Here is a 20,347-nt window from a genome sequence, read left to right as displayed (position 1 = left end):
GCAACCTCTTTTAGTGACCATTCTTCGGTCCGGGGTAGGTATGTTTCCAGCGCCGGTGGCTCCATACCCATACTTCAGGTTGTTCATGAATATTCTTCTCCAGGTAGCGGACAAACGCTTCTGTAATTTTTCCTTCTGGTTCCTGCTGTGGATTTTCGAAAGCCAGCGTTAAAGTAGCATTGTAATAACCTCTTTTTACTTTGCGGATATCTACAAATACCACGGGGATATCGCTTCTTTTGGCGCCCATTTCTGGTCCTTTATAGAAGGGCGTCATCTTGTTGAGGAAAGGATACCAGTAGCAGCTGCGAGGATTGCCTGGATTCTGATCGGCCACGAGGGCAATCAGGTATTGCTTGTTGAGCCAGGCTTTCATGCTGTTGCCCATATCATTGGCAGGAATGAGGATGGTGCCGAATTTTTCCCTGAAATGGCGGAACATGCGGTCTGCCGGTTTGCTGGTTAAGGGCATATATACTACCAGGAAAGGAAAGTTGACCCCCTGCATGCAGACCAGGTTGGCCCATTCCCAGTTGAAATTATGTCCCAGGTGCAGTTGACAGCTCTTACCTTCTGCATATAATTTATGCAGTACGCTGAGATCGCAGTGAAAGCGCTTTTGCAGCTGCGCTTTGCTCATGGTCAGCAGCTTGATGGTTTCCACCATCATGTCGGTAAGGTTATGGTAGTACTTTTTGGCAATCGCAGTAATTTCTTCTTTCGACTTATCAGGGAATGCCTGGGCTAAATTCGCCATCACTACTTTTTTGCGATAGCCGATGATATGATACACCAACACATACAGTGCATCACTGATAAGGTATAGTACCGGAAGTGGTAATATGGAAAGACTATAGCAAAAAGCCAGTAGCAGATAATACATATGCCTGATTGTTGTAAATCCGATGCAAAGGTAATGAAATACAGCCGTTTAGCTTACAGGACGATGTTCTGAACCAGCTCACATTTAAACGGATAATCGGTATTGTAGTGAAGTCCCCTGCTTTCTTTACGGAAGGCGGCGCCTTTTACGATCAGGTAGCCCACTGTAATCAGGTTGCGCAATTCGCATAGCTGCGGGGATACGGTGGTTTTTTCGTAGAGGTCTTCCGTTTCTTCGTGCAGGATATCGAGGCGGCGGGAGGCTCTTTGCAAGCGTACATCTGTTCTTACAATCCCTACATAGTCGCTCATGATCTGCTTGAGTTCTTTCAGGCTTTGCGTAATGAGGATCATTTCTTTGGGCGCTGTAGTACCGGTGGCTACCCAGTCGGGGACATTCTCTTTAAAATCGAGCAAGTCTATCTTGCTGGTAGCATCCATAAAGCAGCGGTGCGCAAATACCATGGCTTCGAGCAGGGAGTTGGAAGCGAGGCGGTTGGCGCCATGAAGGCCGGTGCTGGCGCATTCGCCGCAGGCGTACAGGTTACGGATAGAGGTAAGCCCCCATTCGTTGGTTTTGATACCTCCGCAACTGTAGTGTGCAGCGGGGGCTACCGGGATCATTTGGGCACTGATGTCAATACCTGCCGCTTTGCAGGTTTCGTAGATATTGGGAAAATGGTGAATGAATTTCTCCAGATCCATATGCCGGCAGTCGAGGTATACATATTCTGTACCTGTAATTTTCATTTCACTATCAATGGCCCGTGCTACAATATCACGGGGAGCCAGCGACATGCGGGCGTCGTATTTATGCATGAAGTCTTCTCCGTGGATATTCCGCAAAATGCCGCCATCGCCTCTCACGGCTTCCGAGATGAGGAAGGAGGGGTTTACGCCGGGTTGATATAGCGCTGTAGGGTGGAACTGGATGAACTCCATGTTTTCGATACGACCCTTGGCACGGTATACCATGGCCACGCCATCGCCGGTAGCGATAATGGGATTGGTAGTACTACGATATACCTGTCCATTGCCCCCTGAGGCCAGCAGCGTTACTTTAGACAGGATCTTTTCTATTTTATTGGTAGAGAGGTTAAGCACATATACCCCATAACATTCGATGTCCGGCGTAGATTTGGTGACCAGGTAACCCAGGTGGTGCTGGGTGATGAGGTCTACCACAAAGCAATGGGTTACCAATTCTATATTGGGCCGGGCATGAATGGCTTCGAGCAGGGCACGCTCTATTTCCTTACCGGTAACATCTTTATGGTGGATGACCCTGAATACGGAATGCCCACCTTCACGGCCCAGGGAAAAATCGCCTGCTGCGTTTTTGTCGAAGTTGGCGCCCCATTCAATAATTTCATTGACCCTTTCCGGGCCTTCGGTCACTACTATTTTTACGGTTTGTTCGTTACAGAGCCCGTCACCGGCAATAAGCGTGTCTTCAATATGTTTTTCGAAACTATCGTTCTCCAGGTCGTTCACTACCGCCACGCCGCCCTGGGCGTACTTGGTATTGGTTTCATCCTCCCTGCTTTTGGTAATGATAGTTATCTTTTTATCCGGGCATTGCTGTGAGACTTTGAGCGCATAAGTGAGCCCTGCAATCCCTGAACCGATGACAAGAAAATCTGTTTGTTGCATAGTAAGACAAAAGTAATCAATAGGAATTAAAAATTACGATTTAGCAACACGCAGGACAGGGGATGTATTATGGTGCTATCAATCCCTCGGGGCTTACCTGTAACGGGCGGTTTTTTCCGGCGAAATAAGCTGTGCTGCCGTTCACCAGCCCCCATTGTGCAATGCCATAGGTAAGCATTATCAGGATATCGCCGCCCCATAAGGGGTGAGCAAATCTACTAACCGCAATGAGCGAGTCGGAAAGCATGAATAACAGGGCGCCAATGAGGCAATACCAGGCCGCCGGCTGACGCCGGAAATGAAAGGCATGCAGCACACTCTGCACCATCACGGAAATGGTGAGGGCGTAAATAATAACTGGAACGGCTAAGTTACCCAGGTGAGGAGCCAGGTATAAAATGAAGAAAATGATAATCGCCGCGTGGAGGAAAATCAGTGGATATTTACAGTACGGAACCGGGGGATTGTTGTAGCGTATTTTCAGAAAGAAAATAATATACATTACATGTGCCAGGAGGAAGCTACCCAGCCCGGGTAAAAAAAGACTGCTAAATAACAACAGGTCATCTCCCACGGAAGAAAAAAAGAGTGCCAGTAGCAGCGGAATGCGATAATCACGAGGGATTTTCACCGGTGCGTATAACACGTACACAATCAGTAACAGCATCAACAACGGTTTACTGAAAAATCGCAGTGATGCATGATCCGTTGCAATGAACAGGATATCAACCAGTAACACCAAAAAATAGATAATAAAGCTTCCCGTACGAAACATAAATAACAAGTTACCTGTTATTAAATGTAAGCAATATCGGGCTAAGTATTGAGTAAAATATAAAACGTAGTACCGTTTCCGTTAGTGCCCGGACTGATGGCTTTTAACTGGCCGCCATGCATTTGTATGATTTGTTGAGATAAGCTCAGGCCAATACCCGACCCTTTCTTTTTGGTAGTGAAAAAGGGAATGAAGATTTTATTCATGGCATCTTCATCAATGCCAGGGCCATTGTCTGTGATTTCTATGCAGACCTGTTGGATGGTATTCTGGTATAACTTCAGGCTGATGCCCGCATTAGAGGTATGTTCCAGCGCGTCCATAGCATTTTTAACAAGATTAATTAATACCATTTGCAGCTGTGATACATCGGCATGCAACTCCAGGTTTTCTGCGTCTATTTCTACATTAAACTGGATACCCGCCTGTTTCATGTCTGCCTGGAAAAGACTGCCCACGGAAGTAATCAGCATTTTTACGTTTACGCTGGTAAATTGTGGTTGTGGCAGTGTGGTATAATCGCGGTAGGCGTTCACAAAGTTCATGATACCTTTGCTACGGCTTTCAACGGTTTGCAGGGCTTCCCGTAAGTCTGAGATACCCTCCTGGTGTTGTGCCCCAGGGGCAATGTCCAGGTCGACGATTTCCTGCATGGTACCAATTAAGGATACAATTGGCGTAACGGAGTTCATGATTTCATGACGCAATATTTTCGTCAGGTTTTGCCAGGCTTCGAGTTCTTTTTTCTGGAGTTCAGAATGGATGTTTTGTATGGAGATGAGCTTTACCAGCCGTCCTTGTAACCGTACAGTAGCCGCGTGTATTGAGAGCTGTTGTTCCTGCCTGGTGGCATACAGGGTTTTATTGCCGGAGGGCAGTTCCATCAGGAGCTCTGCCAGTCCGGGGTGTACGGTTTTCAATTCATGAATATTCCTGAGCCGGTAGATGCCCATCAACCGGAAGGCGGCGGGGTTGATCAATTCTATTTTGCCTTCTGTGTCGAAAGACAATACACCGATACTGATGTGTTGTACAATGGTGTCGATGTATTTGAGATTGGCCTCCTTTTCCGCCCTGGTTTGACGGAAGGCTTCCAGCACTTCGTTAAACTGGTGATTGAGCATGCTGAAGCTTTTGCCCAGTTTGTTGTCGGCGCTGAAGCGGATAGAAAAATCTTCATACCGTATAGATTCCAGGAACAGGGTCAGCTTCCGGTTAATCCTGTTCAGGTAATAGTAAATGCCATATAACTGCAGTAATACCATGGGCGTCAGCAAAAAAGACAGGGGCTGCATATTGTGCATATACAGCCAGATGGCCCCTGCTATGGAAATTGCCAGCAGGATAACCCTTAACCCGATATTGATACTGAAGCGATTCATGTGGCGCGGTGGCTACAGATTATATTTTTCAAGTCTTCTATAGAGTGCGGCCCTGCTTAATCCTAGTTCCCTGGCGGCTTCTGTGATGTTGCCATTACATTTTTTCATAGCCTGGGAAATGATATTGCGTTCCATTTCTTCCAGGTTGTAGCCGGTGTCCATGGCTTGATCGGCGTTATTGTTAGTTTTTACAAATACATCTTTGGGTTGTAATGTTTTTCCCTGGGAAAGAATAACGGCCCTTTCAATGGCATGTTGTAATTCACGGATATTACCGGGCCAGTCGTATCGCTGCAGCTGGGTAACCAGTGAGTCATGCATACTATTTACCGGGCGTTTGTATTTGTCGCGGTATAGTTGCATAAAATGTTCTGCCAATGGAATAATATCTTCTACACGTTCTCTCAGTGGGGGCAGGTGTATTTCGATGGTGTTGATGCGGTAGAGCAAATCCTGTCTGAACAGGTGTTGGGCTGCCAGATGCTGTATGTTGCGGTTGGTAGCGCAGACGAGTCTAACGTCTATGGGTATATTTTTATTGGAACCTACTTTGGTAACAGACCGGTTTTGCAAAACGGTCAGCAGTTTGGCCTGGAAGGGGATAGAGATATTTCCGATTTCGTCGAGAAAGATAGTACCTCCGTTGGCTTCTTCGAAGCGGCCGTTGCGGTCTTCGCGGGCATCGGTGAAGGCCCCTTTCACGTGGCCAAACAATTCGCTTTCAAAGAGGGTTTCGCTGATGGCGCCCAGGTCTACGCTAACGAACGGTTTATTATTACGATTGGATTGTGCGTGTATTTGCCGGGCCAGCATATCTTTACCGGTACCATTTTCTCCCAGGATCAGGATATTGGCATCGGTGGCGGCTACCCTGGATACGGTATCGAAAACGGCCAGCATAGCCGGGCTTTTGCCGATGATCTGGTTGCCGGGATGGTGAAGTGCGGCAGCCGGTTTATCTTGTCCTGCTACTCTTTTATTGTAGGCGTTCTGAATGGTGGCCAGTAACTTTTCGTTTTCCCAGGGTTTGAGTACAAAGTCGACGGCCCCGGCTTTAATAGCCCTCACGGCCATTTCCACATCGCCATAGGCGGTAAACAATACCACTGCCGTTTCTGGTTTGATATCCAGTATCCGGTCCAGCCACTCGAAGCCTTCTTTCCCGCTGCTAAGGTCGCGGGTGAAGTTCATATCAAGCAGAATTACATCGTAGTCAAAATTGGATACGAGGTAGGGGATTTTTTGCGGATTCTTCTCAAAATCAACCTGTTCAAAATGTCTTTTCAATAACAGGCGTGCGGCACGTAAAACGTCTACATCATCATCTACAATTAAAATCTTAGCTGGTTGCATGTTAATCATATGCGTAAGTGAATAGGTGACAATATTAAACAAAGATTCTTTCAAAGCCACAGCTAATTTCATGAACTTTTAAAAGTGTCCGATTATGGACACCCCTTGTCCGACAAAGGACGTTTTTTTTAGGGGGCATTCCATGGATCTATTGCTGGTAGAGCGTTTTACGCTTTGGCATGTGGATTGACTTTCTGGGTTCAGCAAACTTTTCGCTAAAATAACATGGACAGAAAAATAGAAAAGAAGTTTTGGAATAGAAAGCGCATCATGATGATTGGTGGTGGAGCAGCGGTAGCTATGTTGCTATTATATACGCTGATTTTCGCCGACCACCGCGCTACCCTCAATGTAGAAAAAGATAAGATCACTATCTCTCCAGTAAAAAAAGGCACTTTTGACGTATATATTGCGGTTACCGCGGTAGTAATGCCATTGAAGACCATCCGCCTGGATGCCATTGAAGGCGGATATGTAAGTCGTAAATACCTGGATGGAGGTAGCATGGTAAAGGAGGGGGACTCTATTTTACGGCTGGACAACCAGCATATGATGATGGACTTTGTTAACCACGAAACAGAGATCTACCGTTTACGTAATGAACTGCAGAATACCCGGTTAAATATCCGTCAACAGGAATTTACCATGCAGCAATCAATTTCCGATATAGACGCGAAAATTGCTGCTGCACAGGATTTATATGATCGTAACAAACAGCTGGTAGAAGAAAAGATAGTCGCCCGCCAGGAGTTTAATAAGAATAAATTTGAGTTGGAAGGCTTACTGCGCCAGAAAGATATCCAGTTACAGTCACAGAAATACCAGCAAGACAACGCCAAGATGCAGATTACGCAGCTGGAAGGGACCCTGGCCCGTACCCAGCACAACCTGGAGCTGATGAGGGAAAACCTGAACAGCCTGATTGTAAGGGCTCCTGTGTCGGGACAATTATCTTCTATCGACGTAGAAGTAGGGTCCAGCATTACCGCCGGCCAGAACATTGGCCAGATCGATGACCTGAATGGGTTTAAGCTACGTGCAGATATCGATGAACATTATGTTTCCCAGGTATTTGCCGGTTTGAAAGCATCTTTCGAATTTGATGGAAAAACCTATGATATGGTGGTTACCAAAGTATATCCGGAAGTAAAAAGCGGTCGTTTTCAGGCTGATATGAATTTCGAAAAAAACACACCTGAAGGGATCCGCCGTGGACAATCCTCTCCTATCCGCCTGGTGCTGGGTAAGTCCGCAGAAGCTACGCTGTTACCGCTGGGAGGTTTCTTCTCTGATACCGGTGGTAACTGGGTATACGTAGTAGACAAAAGCGGTAAGCGTGCTGTTAAACGGAATATTTCACTTGGCAGAAAAAATCCTTTGTATTTTGAGGTACTGGAAGGATTACAACCCGGCGACCAGGTAATCACTTCATCCTACGAAAACTTTGGAAATAAAGACGTTTTATCTTTTTAAGCATCATCCATTTTACATAAACTAGTATTAAAAAACAAACTACAGGTATGATACGTACTGTTAACTTGCAGAAGCTGTTTACAACAGAAGAGGTAGAAACCACTGCCCTCAATGGTATTAACATGGAAATACAGGATGGAGAATTTGTTGCCATCATGGGTCCATCCGGATGTGGTAAATCTACTTTATTGAATATTTTAGGTTTATTAGATAACCCGAGTGATGGAGAATACCATTTCTGGGATAAGGAAGTAGCGCGTATGAGTGAAAGGCAAAGGGCGCAGCTTCGTAAAGGCTCTATTGGCTTTGTATTCCAGAGCTTTAACCTGATTGATGAGTTAACAGTTTACGAAAATGTGGAGTTGCCACTATTATACCTGAAAGTGCCGGCAGCAGAAAGAAAAGGAAAAGTAGAAGAAGTGCTGGAGCGTATGAACATTATGCATCGCCGTAATCACTTCCCGCAGCAACTGTCTGGTGGTCAGCAACAAAGGGTGGCTATAGCCCGTGCGGTAGTAGCTAAACCCAACCTGATACTGGCGGATGAGCCTACAGGTAACCTGGATTCCACCAACGGAGAAGAGGTAATGAAACTGTTGCAGGAGCTGAATAATGCGGGCACTACGTTGATCATGGTAACGCACTCGCCCTATGACGCAGGGTTTGCCCACCGTATTGTTAACCTGTTTGATGGAAGAGTAGTAACAGAAAATATCAAGGAGCAATTTCACGTGTGATTTTTTCGCCATTCTAAAACCACATTATAATGCTTCGGAGTTATTTCAAAATCGCTGCCCGTCATTTGCAGCGTCACAAATTTATTACAGTCATCAATGTTGCCGGATTAACCGTTGGCATGGCTTGTTGTATGTTGATTGTACTGTATGTGCGTGATGAGTTGAGTTTTGATACATTTCATCATCATCCTGAAAATATTTACAGGGTTACTACAGAAACTACCCGTTCCAGCGCCGGTACCACAGATTATGATGCCAGTACGCAGTTTCCGTTGGCGCCTAATCTAAAAAAAGATATCAGTAGCATCAGGGAGGCCGTGCGTATTAATGCTCCTGGAAGTTTATTGGTTACCGTTGGAGATAAGAAGATCTGGGATGAGAATGCAGGCTATGCGGATGCAGGTTTTTTCCAGGTTTTTAACTATCCTTTGATAGAGGGCAATGCGGCTACTGTACTGAAAGAACCTTATAGTATTGTACTCACCCAATCGGCTGCCAGGAAGTACTTTGGAAATGAGTCGCCTATGGGCAAACCCATGAAGGTGGCTAATTTCGTTTGTACGGTTACTGGTGTGGCGAAAGATATGCCCGACAATACCGATCTGAAAATGGGCATGGTGATGTCGTTTGCTACCCTGGTAGCAGAATCGAATAAGGCGAATGACGACATAGAGCATCAATGGTTTATGTTCAGCAATACTGTTACCTATGTACAGCTGGCGGATCATACGGATCCTGCTAAGCTGGCGCCTGAGTTGAAAGACTTTGTAAACCACTACCTCAGTGGTTTACTTGCCAGAAAAGGAATTAAATTTTCCCTGCACTTACAACCCTTGAAAAACGTACATCTGCACCCACGTGGCGATAAGGGAATTGTGGACGAAACGCCGCTGATCTGGTTATATATTGTTATTGCTGCTTTCCTGGTGTTAATTGCCTGCATCAACTTTATGAACCTGACTACTGCCCGCGCGCATGAAAGAGCCAGGGAAGTAGGATTACGCAAGGCACTGGGTGCAGAAAGGAGGAGTCTTATTTATCAATTTCTCACCGAATCATTGCTGATTACAGCTATATCCTTCCTGTTGGCATTGCTGGCAGCGGCAATGCTGATGCCCATCTTTAACAGCGTTACCGGTAAAAGCCTGTCGTTGTTCAATGCAACCGATTCTGTATTATATATAGCCCTGGTGTTGCTGGTACTGGTAGTAGGTTTGATTGCCGGCAGCTATCCGGCGTTGTACCTGTCGGGCCTTATCCCGGTGAAAGTACTGAAAGGAAATTTCATTGCCTCCGGATCCAGGATATTAGTCAGAAGGGGCCTGGTGGTGGCACAGTTCGCCATTGCGGTAGCCCTGATTATAGCCACGGTAGTGGTATACTCGCAGTTGCGTTTCTGGCAGAAGAAGAACCTGGGCTTTGATAAGGAGCAACTCGTGAATGTATACTTGTCGGATACAGATTTATCTAAAGCTGACCTGCTGAAATCATCCTTTCTACGATTGTCTGGAGTACAGGCAGCTTCCAGGCATAATATCCTTATGGGTAACGGCGTATTTAACAATAACCCGGTTGTGCATGAAGGAGGCAACGACAAAGAGGCTTTTGTAGCTGGTATCATCCAGTCTGATTTTGATCTCCTTAAAACTACCGGTATAAAGCTGGCGGCTGGCCGCGATTTTAACCCGGCCATGGCTACAGATTCCACCGATGCTTTTATTATAAATATGGCTGCTGCCCGGCAGCTGGGATTTAAAGGTGATGCTGTTGGTAAAAGAATTGAATGGAGGCCCGGTTATATGTCGCGGCATGGCGCTATAGTAGGAGTGGTGGAGGATTTTAATTTCCGCAACCTGCGTACCCCGGTAGACCCCATTATTTACCTGGTGAAAACAACGGAGTCTCCTATTATTACTCTCCGCCTGGCCCCTGGCGACCAACAGGCCGTGCTCAAACATGTAGACGAAGTATGGAGCAGTATGATCCCTGACGAACCCTTAAACTATACTTTTGTTGAAAAAGACATACAGGCACAATATACCAGCGAGCGTGTACTGGGAAAGCTGTTCGGAATTTTTTCGGGACTGGCTATTTTCATTGCCTGTATGGGTTTACTGGGTTTATCCATGCTTATTTCCCGCCAGCGCACCAAAGAAATTGGTATACGAAAAGTATTGGGTGCCTCAGTGGCCAATATCTCCCTGTTGTTATCGAAAGATTTTCTCACACTGGTATTAATCGGTATCTGCATTGCCTCACCCATTGCCTGGTATGGTATGGAAAAATGGCTGCAGCATTTTGCCTTCAGGATACACCTGGAATGGTGGGTGTTTGCCTGCACGGCCATTACAGTGATATTGATTGCCTGGTGTACCGTGAGCCTGCAATCAGTAAGCGCAGCTTTAATGAATCCTGTAAAATCACTTAGATCTGAATAATCATGATTAGAAACTATTTCCGCATAGCCTGGAGAAACCTGACAAGAAGCCGGTTTTTTGCCGCCCTCAATATTGCGGGGCTGGCCTTTGGTATGGCGGTAAGTATGTTTCTGCTTTGCTGGGTGCTGGATGAATATAGCTTCGACAAGTTTCACAAGAAGGGGAAGGATATTTATTTACTGGCGGTGAATGCCGACTGGGGAGGCGTTCGCACCCTCACCACTACGCCGGTTGTGCTGGGAGATGACCTGAGTCATACGTTTCCCGAAATAGCAGCTAATGTACAGGTAAGGGAATCATACGATAACCTGTTGTACAGAACAGGTACAAACAAAGTACAGGGAAAGCACGTGATATATGCCACTGGGAACCTGTTTACAGAATTTGATTTTCCGCTGGTGTCGGGAGATAAACGTACGGTGCTTTCCCAACCCAATGCTATCGTGATTTCGGAAGCTGTTGCCGGCCGATATTTTACTAACGAGGACCCCGTAGGGAAAATGATTTCCCTCGAAGATGGCCGGAGTTTACAGGTTACCGGCGTAGCTAAAGATGCGCCGACTAATTCTTCCATTCGATTCGATTATGTGATGCCGATGGCATTAACTATACAGGCAAATCCCTGGCTGCTGAAGCCTGGCAGTCATTCTATTAACAATTATATGGTGCTGAAACCCGGAACTGATGTAGCTCCGCTAACGGCGAAGATGCAGCAGTACTATAGAAGCAAAAATAAAGATAATACCAACCAGGTTTGGTTACAATCTTTTGAAGATACTTACCTGTATGGTAAATACGACAATGGAAAAGTAAGCGGCGGACGTATCGAATATGTGCGCCTGTTCTTGATTACCGCGTTGATAGTATTGGCTATTGCCTGTATTAATTTTATGAATCTTTCTACTGCGCAGGCGTCTAAACGGGCCCGCGAAGTAGGGGTGCGTAAATCTATGGGCGCTACCCGGATTTCCCTGATCCTGCAGTTTACCGGCGAAGCTATACTCATGTGTGTTATTGCGGCCTTTTCGGCAGCAGTGGTGGTATGGCTGCTGATGCCTGTCTTCAATAACTTTACGGGTAAACATATCTCGTTTACCCTACCGGTAACCGGCAGATACATGTTGTTATTGTTATCGGTAATTGTAGTAACTGGTTTGCTGGCCGGTAGCTATCCTGCCTTTGTTTTATCCCGGTTTTTACCGGTAAAAGTGCTGAAGGGTGATGTAAGTACCGGTGGCGGCGCTGCGCTGTTCCGTAAAAACCTGGTGGTACTGCAGTTTGTGCTCTCCTTTATATTCATTGTGAGTAGCCTCGTTATTTATAACCAGATGCGGTACATCTACCATCGTAATATAGGCGTAGCACGGGAAAATATTTTGTATGTACCATTGGAAGACAGTTTCCTGGGTAAACAAAAAGTGATTGAACAGTCGCTGGCGCAATTACCCCAGGTAAAGGCATTTACTTATAGTAGTTCGTTGCCCATTACCATTGGTGGAACCAGCGCCGACCTGGATTGGGAAGGTAAACCTGAGAAGCTGGTACTGGGTACCGCACCGCTCCAGGTAGGATATGATTACCTGGCTACCATGGGAATGAGTATGAAAGAAGGCCGGTTTTTCTCGAAAGATTTTCCGACCGACAGCGGCACCTACGTTATCAATGAAACTGCTGCCCGTATTATGAATATGACCAATCCAATAGGCAGAAAAATTTCCTTCTGGAATGGTGATGGAAAGATTATAGGCGTAGTGAAGGATTTTCATTTCAGTTCTATGCACGAGAATATTAAGCCACTGGTGATGATGCTGACGCCTGTTAATAGCTTTCTGATGGTAAGGTTAGCCAAGGGAGATGTGACCGCGCAGGTAGCATCGATAGAAAAGATCTTTGACAGGATGAATCCTGGTTACCCGGTAGAATATCATTTCATGGATGAAGCATTCGACAATATGTATCGGTCAGAAACCATGCTGCAAAAGCTCGCGCAGATATTTGCTATCGTGGCGGTATTAATTTCCTGCATTGGTTTGTTTGGGTTGTCCGTTTTCACTGCAGAGCAGCGTAAGAAAGAGATTGGTATCCGCAAGGTATTAGGGGCATCCATCATGAGTGTGACCACCTTGCTTTCCCGGGAATTCCTGTTACCCGTATTGTTAGGCATTTTGTTGGCCGCGCCGGTGAGCTGGTACCTGATGAATAACTGGTTATCAGGGTTCGCTTATCATACGGATTTGTCGGCCTGGATTTTTATTGCGGCTGGTGTAGTGGCTATATTGATCGCCATGGTAACGGTAAGTTATCAATCGGTGAAAGCGGCATTGGCTAATCCTGTACATTCTTTAAAGGCAGAATAATTGAGCGTATATGTTTAAGCGTTATATCATTATCACATTACGGAACCTGAAGAAACAGCGGTTATTTACCTTCATCAATATTGCCGGGCTGGCAGTAAGTATGGCCGTATGCCTGATTGTATTGATATCTACACGGACCAACCTGTCTTACGATAATTTTCATCCTGATATATCCCGTATCTGGCGGGTAACTACCAGGGTGGTAACCCCGGATGGCCGTAAATTCCATATGGCCAGTACGCCATTGCCCATGGCGGAAGCGCTGAAAAACAATTATACAGGCATTGAACAAACCGTTCCCATCTACAATGCTCTTTTTGGAGAGGGCCAAACAGATCAAAAGAAGCTGGATATCAGGGGGGCATTTACTTCGCCTGCTTTTTTTAGTGTGTTTGGTTTTAAACTGGCGGCGGGCAATCCGGCAACGGCGCTTTCGGCGCCCAATAGCATTGTGTTGAGTGCAGAAACCGCACAGCGCTTTTTTGGTACTGCAGATCCTATCGGCAAAGTAATCCGGTTTGATAAGCTGGGAAGCTATATTGTGAGCGGTGTGTTGCAACCTGCACCTTCGCTTTCCCATATTGATTTCGACGCATTTGGCTCCTTGTCTTCTGTTCCGGGGCTGGAACAGTCCAAAGCGCTGGAAGGCCGTACGCAAAACTGGGATATTATACAGGGCAGTTACACTTATGTGAAAATGCGCCCGGGAGAAGGCCGGTCGGTATTGGACGCTGCCATTGCGGATATAGGCCATCGCTACGATGATATGCCTCGTAAAGGCCAGGGAAGCCTGTTTTTTGAGCCGCAGGCCTTATCGAAGATTACGCCTTCACGTGGCCTGTATGATGACTTCGGCGCCGGGCCTCCATGGACTAAAATGCTGGCAGAAGTAGGTGTAGCACTTGGATTATTGATCTGCGCCTGCTTTAACTATACAAATTTATCCATTGTACGTTCCTTACAACGGGCAAAGGAAGTAGGGGTACGTAAAGTAAACGGCGCCCATCGCTGGCAGATCTTTATACAGTTTATTGTGGAATCTGTATTCATGTGCTTATTGTCGCTTATCCTGGCTGTTTTCCTGTTGCTGGTAATGCAATCCACTCATTTCGATGCTTTACCGGTACCGGATGTAAACCTTTTGGATTGGCGCCTGCTGCTCTGGTTCCTGGCGTTAAGTATCGTTACGGGTGCTGTAGCGGGAATTATTCCTGCCTGGGCATTATCAGCTTTCCAGCCGGCAAAAGTGCTCAAGAACCTGGTAGATATTAAATTGTTTGGTGGCCTTGGCTTGAGGAAGTCCCTGATAGTGGTTCAGTTTACCTTATCCATTGCGGCCATGCTTTTCCTGGTAACCGTGTACCGTCAGTTCAGCTATAAGGCTACGATGGATATGGGCTTCTACAGGAAGGACATATTGAATGTACCATTGGCAGATGTAGACTTCCAACGGATGAAGGAGCGGATGGAGCAATTAAAGGGAGTGGGTATGGTTACGGCCAGCTCCGGCACCCTGGGAATGCCCCGCCACTGCCGCTTCTTTGAGCTGAGAACTAATGAAAGCAAGGATAAAATTCAGTTTGGATACTACGCCGCAGATGCCGATTTTATTAAGGTAATGCGCCTGAAACTGGTGGCCGGTACTACTTTCCCGGCGGCTGCTTCCAGGGACCGGGAGCAGTACCTGATTGTGAATGAACGGGCATTGCAGGTAATGGGTATTAAATCTTCCGCTGATGCTATCGGTAAAACATTGTGGATGAACGATTCAACCGCTATGAATATCATAGGGGTGGTACAGGATTTCAACTACCAGCCTATGGAAGTGAATATAGGCCCCATGGCGCTCCGGTTTCGGCCAGCAGAATTTAACCAGCTGCAAATGGCTATGGTAGCGGGAGACAAGGAACAGGAAATAGCAGGTGTTAAAAGTGTATGGCAGGAGCTGCATCCGGGCGAAACATTTTCGGCAGAATGGATGGATGAGCAACTGGCCAGTCGCAATGGACAGGAGGTAATATCCATGTTGGGCTTCCTGGTATTTATTTCCACCCTTATTTCCGCCCTGGGATTATTGGGCATAGTAGCATATACCTCTTTTACCCGCAGGAAGGAAATCAGTATTCGCAAAGTGTTGGGGGCTACTGCACCCGGCTTGCTGCTGCTGTTGTCTAAAAACTATGTGCGGTTGATTATCATTGCCGGCTGTATTGCCTTACCCATAGGATACCTGGGAAGTATGTTCTTCCTGCAGATATTCGCCTACCGGGTAAGTATAGGTATCCTCCCAATGTTGGGAGGCTTCCTGGCGCTCGCATTGCTGGCACTGATCACTATTTTTTCACAAACCTGGCGGGCAGTAGGCATCAACCCGGCAGATAACCTGAGAAACGATTAACGTGTATGCTATTATTCAACTACATAAAACTGACATGGCGTAATATCTGCAAGCGAAAGCTGTATAGTATCATCAATATTGGTGGGCTGGCAGCGGGGCTTTGTGTGTGCATGCTGATTATGTTGTATGTGGCGCATGAATTGAGTTATGATCGTTTTCATAAAGACAGTTCCCGTATCTTCTCGCTGGTACAGCGGATGAAAATGGAGCACGACACTTTACAGTTGGACTGCTTTAACTACGCTACCGGACCAGCTATCGCGAACCAGGATGCAGCTGTAACCAGTTTTGTGCGTATGGGGAAATTGTCGTCCGAACCGGCGTTGATACAGAATATAGGCAATCCTGCTATCCGCGATGAGGAAGCTGCTATTTGGTTTACAGATGCCAATTATTTTAGTTTTTTCTCTTTTGTTTTATTGGAGGGCGACACGGCAACGGTGCTTCAGCAACCTTTCACAGCGGTTATTTCCGCTTCCATGGCAAAGAAATACTTTGGGAATGAGGACGCCGTGGGCAAACAGTTACGTTATAATGATCAATATATTTTTGTAGTATCTGGTGTAATGGCGGATGCGCCATCCAATTCCAGCATTAAGGCAGATTTTCTTTTGTCGAATGCCAGTGCGGCAGGGATGCAGGAAACACGCCCGGCGGTTACTCAACAGGAAACTTTTGGCGGATCTTTCCGCCTGTACCTGAAACTGGATGATGCAGCCAATGTACCAGCCGTGGCACAGCATATTGACCAGCTTTCGGCATCGAAGAGAGAGCCTGGGCGTGCGGTGTTGACACCATTGACAGATAAACACCAGGAAAGCTATTTCGGCGATGGGAGCACACTCCGATATCTGAAGTTATTTCCGCTGGTAGCGGCGCTGATATTGCTGATGGCACTTATCAACTACATGAGCTTATCTACCGCCAGGGCCACGGTAAGAGCGAAGGAAATAGGGGTGAGAAAAGTGATGGGCGCAGATCACAAAGGTATTGCCCGCCAATTTTATGTGGAATCTGCTTTGTATGCTATCCTGGCCTTTATACTCGGAATAGGATTATACTTATTGTTGCGTAACTGGTTTTTCAACCTGCTGGAGCTGAAGATAGACAGCAGTTTCCTCTATCATCCCATGGTGATAACAATATATGCGGTGCTGTTACTTATCACCATCGTGGCAGCCGGTAGTTACCCTTCGTTTGTGCTCTCCCGTTATAATCCTATCACTGTATTGTCCGGCAAAATGAGCCCGGTGAGCGGCGGTGGAAAGGTACGGAAAGTACTGACGGTGTTGCAATTTGGTACCGCGGCTGCATTGATTATCTGTAGTGTAGTGATTAACCGGCAACTATATTTCTTCCGGCATACTGCTACGGGTATTGATAAAGAAAATGTACTGGTGTTACCATTCCGTAGCTCTATAGGCACGCATTACCAGGCTTATCGTCAGCAGGTAGGTGGCCTCAAAGGAGTATCACAAACGGGTACTGTCCGTTATTCCTTTTACAGCGGTATGTACAGCATCTGGTTTGTAGGCGGCGACGAGGGGCGCCCGCCCAGGGGCCTGCCACAGTTAGAGGTGGATGAATCATTGATCAGGTTAGCAGGCCTCCAATGGAAAACTCCGCCGGCAGATATGAACCAGCTGGGCGTGGATGGAACGATTGTCCTGAATGAAAAAGCAGCGGAAGACTTCAATCTCACCCCATCTCCCATAGGTAAAACTTTAAATATGGGAAACCGGAAAGTGGAAGTAATAGGTATTATAAAGAACTTCCACTTCAAATCGCTGCATGAGGCGATGTCCCCATTGGCATTGGCGGTATGTAAAAGCGATTCGCCCAAATGGGGTGCAGGAGGTCCCGGTTGCTTGTATGTAAAGGTGGCTGCCCGGCAAAATATACCGGCCCTGGTACAGCAGATAAAGGAGATATATGCTCACTACGACGCACAAACGCCGTTTCAATATAGTTTCCTAGATGATGAATTTGGGCGCATGTATACTGCAGAAGACCATTTGTCCACTATCTTCGGTGGCTTTACAGTATTAACGATACTAATAGCTGCGCTGGGACTACTGGGGCTGGCGGCATTTTCAACAGAACAGCGTATGCGTGAAATTGGTATCCGTAAAGTGTTGGGGGCTAGTGTAACACAAATCACTACACTATTGTCAAAAGATTTTATAAAGTTAATTTTGATATCGCTGGTAATGGCCGCACCGGTGGCATGGTACCTGATGCAGCAATGGCTGCAGCAATTTGCTTACCGCGTCGATATGCAGCCATGGATGTTTGTGCTGCCGGCCTTTATTGTGGCCGGAGCCGCGCTGGCTGCTATTGGCATACAAACGCTAAAGGCAGCCATCAGTAACCCGGTAATATCATTAAAAAGAGAATAACAAGTGAACAGCAAATCAGAGAGCGTGTCTACGCACCCTGCTCTTTTTATTCATTTTTAAAGATACCAGCATGTTAATTAGTTATTTAAAAATCGCCTGGAGGAATTTGCGTAAACAGAAAGTGTTTGCAGCAGTTAATATTGCAGGCATGAGTACAGCGCTCTGCGCGGCTTTGCTGTTATCGGTTACCGCCTACCGGGAATGGACTTTCGATAATTTTCATGAGAACAGTGATCATATCTACCAGATCGTGAGCGAAGAAAATAATGGCGGAACCATAAGAAAAAGCTCCAGTATATCAGTGCCATTGTCTGCAGCCATCCAGAAAGAGATACCCGGTGTAAAAGCTGTTACCTTTATGGCGGGATATAGCCTACCGGTGAGATATGGGAATAAACATTTTTATCTTGATACAGAGAAGGTAAATGCCAGTTTCCTCCAGATGTTTACTTTCCCGCTGGTAAAAGGCAATAAACAAACGGCGCTTCAACAGCTTAATGAAGTAGTACTCACGGAAAACTCCGCTGCTGCTATATTTAAACAGGAAGACCCCATCGGTAAAACTATTGAACTGAACCTCTCCGGTAAATGGCAGCCTTTCATTGTAAGCGCGGTAGCGGCTAATTTGCCCGATAACTCAGGTATAAGCTTCGAATTGCTCACCCGGTTTGAAAATGAACCGGATTACGCTACCTATAAAAGCGATTGGAACTCTTCTAATTTTCCACTGTTTGTTCAACTGGAACCTGGTGTTAGCAAGGCTTCCCTGGAAAAAAATATTGTACCCCTGTTGCATAAATATTATAAGGGGAGGATAGAAGATATGCAAAAAGGAGGCGCCGGCGCTAAAGGACAGGATGTGTTTTTTATGAAAGCATTGTCCATGAAGGACTTTCACCTGGATGAACGCAGCAGTTTTTACAGCGGATTGAATACATTTTATCCCTGGCTGATGATTATCCTGGCTGTACTCATTATCGCCATTGCCGGCATCAACTTCATCAATCTTTCTATAGCCCGTTCCTTTGGGCGTAGTGGAGAAATTGGATTGCGCAAATCTCTCGGCGCCATGGACCGTCAGCTGCTGCTGCAGTTCTGGGCAGAGTCTTTCCTGCTATGTTGCTTTGCATTTGTACTGAGTATAGGAATGATGCTGGTATTACTTCCTTATTACAACAGGACTTTTGGGCATAATATCTCTCTACATATTTTCAGGAATATTTGGGTACTGCTGGGCGTACTGGCTGGCTTCTTCCTGGTTACCTTACTGGCCGGAGGATTACCTGCCTGGAAGGTAGCGCGGCTCAATATTGTAGAAGTGCTGAAAGGTAAGCTGGGAATGGGAAAGAGCAGTGCGCTGCGCAATGGCCTTATCATCATCCAGTTTGTGGTGGCTGTAGTGCTTATCAGTTGTACTTCTATTATATGGCAACAACTGAATTTCATACAGTCTGCTCCGTTGGGCTATAATGCCACGCAGGTCATCAGTGTTCCGCTGGATAACGCCACTCCGGCAAATATAGCCGCTATGCGAAGCCGCCTGGCAGAGGTGCCGGAGGTTAAAAGTGTTACAGCCGGTATGCTCAACCTGGGAATGGGAAAAGATGGCTCGTCTGGTAACTGGACCCGCGGTTTCGAATACCAGAATAAACAGATTACTACGCAATGCCTGGTAGTGGACTATGATTATATTAAAACACTGGATTTGAAGATGTTGTCGGGGCGCGATTTTTCAAGAGACTATGGTACTGATAGTACCGCAGTAGTAATCAATGAAAAAATGGCTAAGCTGCTGGATGTTGCAGATCCGGTAGGGACTCAGTTTTCTATGGATGAAGGCAAGCCCCTGCATGTGATCGGGGTAGTAAAAGATTACCATTATGAATCGCTGCGCAAAGGAATAGAGCCACTGGTAATGATTATTAATGAGCCCACGGCGTTGAATTATATTTTTGTAAAAGTAGAAACCCCTAATTCTGTTAGCGCTATCAATAAGATAAGCGCTGTCTGGAAAGATATTAACCCGTTGGCAGAAAATGCGGCTTCCTTCCTGGATGAAAATACCCAGCGTATGTACCGGCAGGAGCAGCGCTTCTCCCGCATATTTATGACCGGCGCAGTGCTGGCAGTTATTATCTCCTGCATGGGACTATTTGCCATTGCGGTAATGGTGATGACCCAACGTCAAAAGGAAATCGGGATCCGTAAAGTGTTGGGGGCTTCTGTAAGCGGTATAGTGTTGTTATTATCGAAAGATTTCCTCCGGCTTGTTTTGATCGCTGTTTTGATTGCCGCGCCGGCTGCCTGGTATTTCATGGACCGCTGGCTGGAACGTTTCCAGTTTCATATCAATATTCAATGGTGGGTATTTGTGCTGACAGGCTTACTGGCGGTGTGTATTGCATTTATCACGGTAAGTATGCAGTCCGTAAAAGCAGCGTTGGCCAACCCGGTAAAAAGTCTTAGTAGTAATTAATCATTCATCTATCAACGAACATAA

General features: G+C 46.3%; 12 protein-coding genes. 7 read left to right on the top strand and 5 right to left on the bottom strand.

The window, feature by feature from the left end:
• Positions 1-10 precede the first annotated feature (10 nt).
• From HGH91_RS08845 to HGH91_RS08825, 5 genes are all read right to left on the bottom strand, one after another.
• Positions 11-883, bottom strand: a complete 873-nt coding sequence (locus HGH91_RS08845) for a lysophospholipid acyltransferase family protein (protein ID WP_168738107.1) — start codon at positions 881-883, stop codon at positions 11-13.
• A 53-nt stretch (positions 884-936) separates the two neighbouring features.
• Positions 937-2,535 carry an L-aspartate oxidase gene (nadB, locus tag HGH91_RS08840; protein ID WP_168738106.1) on the bottom strand — a complete coding sequence of 533 codons (1,599 nt, stop codon included), beginning with the start codon at positions 2,533-2,535 and terminating at the stop codon, positions 937-939.
• A gap of 67 nt (positions 2,536-2,602) precedes the next feature.
• Positions 2,603-3,310, bottom strand: a complete 708-nt coding sequence (locus tag HGH91_RS08835; protein WP_262888312.1) for a lysoplasmalogenase — start codon at positions 3,308-3,310, stop codon at positions 2,603-2,605.
• Positions 3,311-3,351: 41 nt separating this feature from the next.
• Positions 3,352-4,692 carry a sensor histidine kinase gene (locus HGH91_RS08830; protein ID WP_168738104.1) on the bottom strand — a complete coding sequence of 447 codons (1,341 nt, stop codon included), beginning with the start codon at positions 4,690-4,692 and terminating at the stop codon, positions 3,352-3,354.
• Positions 4,693-4,704: 12 nt separating this feature from the next.
• Positions 4,705-6,117 carry a sigma-54-dependent transcriptional regulator gene (locus tag HGH91_RS08825; RefSeq protein ID WP_247651694.1) on the bottom strand — a complete coding sequence of 471 codons (1,413 nt, stop codon included), beginning with the start codon at positions 6,115-6,117 and terminating at the stop codon, positions 4,705-4,707.
• Positions 6,118-6,270: 153 nt separating this feature from the next.
• On the opposite strand from HGH91_RS08825, the gene HGH91_RS08820 reads away from it, so the two are divergent.
• From HGH91_RS08820 to HGH91_RS08790, 7 genes are all read left to right on the top strand, one after another.
• Positions 6,271-7,518, top strand: a complete 1,248-nt coding sequence (locus tag HGH91_RS08820; protein WP_168738103.1) for an efflux RND transporter periplasmic adaptor subunit — start codon at positions 6,271-6,273, stop codon at positions 7,516-7,518.
• A 47-nt stretch (positions 7,519-7,565) separates the two neighbouring features.
• Positions 7,566-8,255: an ABC transporter ATP-binding protein gene (locus tag HGH91_RS08815; protein ID WP_168738102.1), complete on the top strand. Its 690-nt coding sequence runs from the start codon at positions 7,566-7,568 to the stop codon at positions 8,253-8,255.
• A gap of 29 nt (positions 8,256-8,284) precedes the next feature.
• Entirely contained in the window at positions 8,285-10,693 is a 2,409-nt protein-coding gene (locus HGH91_RS08810; RefSeq protein ID WP_168738101.1) for an ABC transporter permease, read from the top strand.
• A gap of 2 nt (positions 10,694-10,695) precedes the next feature.
• Positions 10,696-13,050: an ABC transporter permease gene (locus HGH91_RS08805; RefSeq protein WP_168738100.1), complete on the top strand. Its 2,355-nt coding sequence runs from the start codon at positions 10,696-10,698 to the stop codon at positions 13,048-13,050.
• A gap of 10 nt (positions 13,051-13,060) precedes the next feature.
• The gene (locus HGH91_RS08800) at positions 13,061-15,448 is read left to right on the top strand and encodes an ABC transporter permease (protein WP_168738099.1); all 2,388 of its coding nucleotides are present in this window, start codon (positions 13,061-13,063) and stop codon (positions 15,446-15,448) included.
• 5 nt (positions 15,449-15,453) lie between these two features.
• The gene (locus HGH91_RS08795) at positions 15,454-17,847 is read left to right on the top strand and encodes an ABC transporter permease (RefSeq protein WP_168738098.1); all 2,394 of its coding nucleotides are present in this window, start codon (positions 15,454-15,456) and stop codon (positions 17,845-17,847) included.
• A 148-nt stretch (positions 17,848-17,995) separates the two neighbouring features.
• Positions 17,996-20,323 carry an ABC transporter permease gene (locus HGH91_RS08790; protein ID WP_168738097.1) on the top strand — a complete coding sequence of 776 codons (2,328 nt, stop codon included), beginning with the start codon at positions 17,996-17,998 and terminating at the stop codon, positions 20,321-20,323.
• Positions 20,324-20,347 lie beyond the last annotated feature (24 nt).

The sequence above is a fragment of the Chitinophaga eiseniae genome, assembly GCF_012641265.1.
GTDB lineage: Bacteria > Bacteroidota > Bacteroidia > Chitinophagales > Chitinophagaceae > Chitinophaga > Chitinophaga eiseniae_A.
Note: the sequence above shows the minus strand (reverse complement) of the source record. Positions and strands in the feature narration are given on the sequence as shown.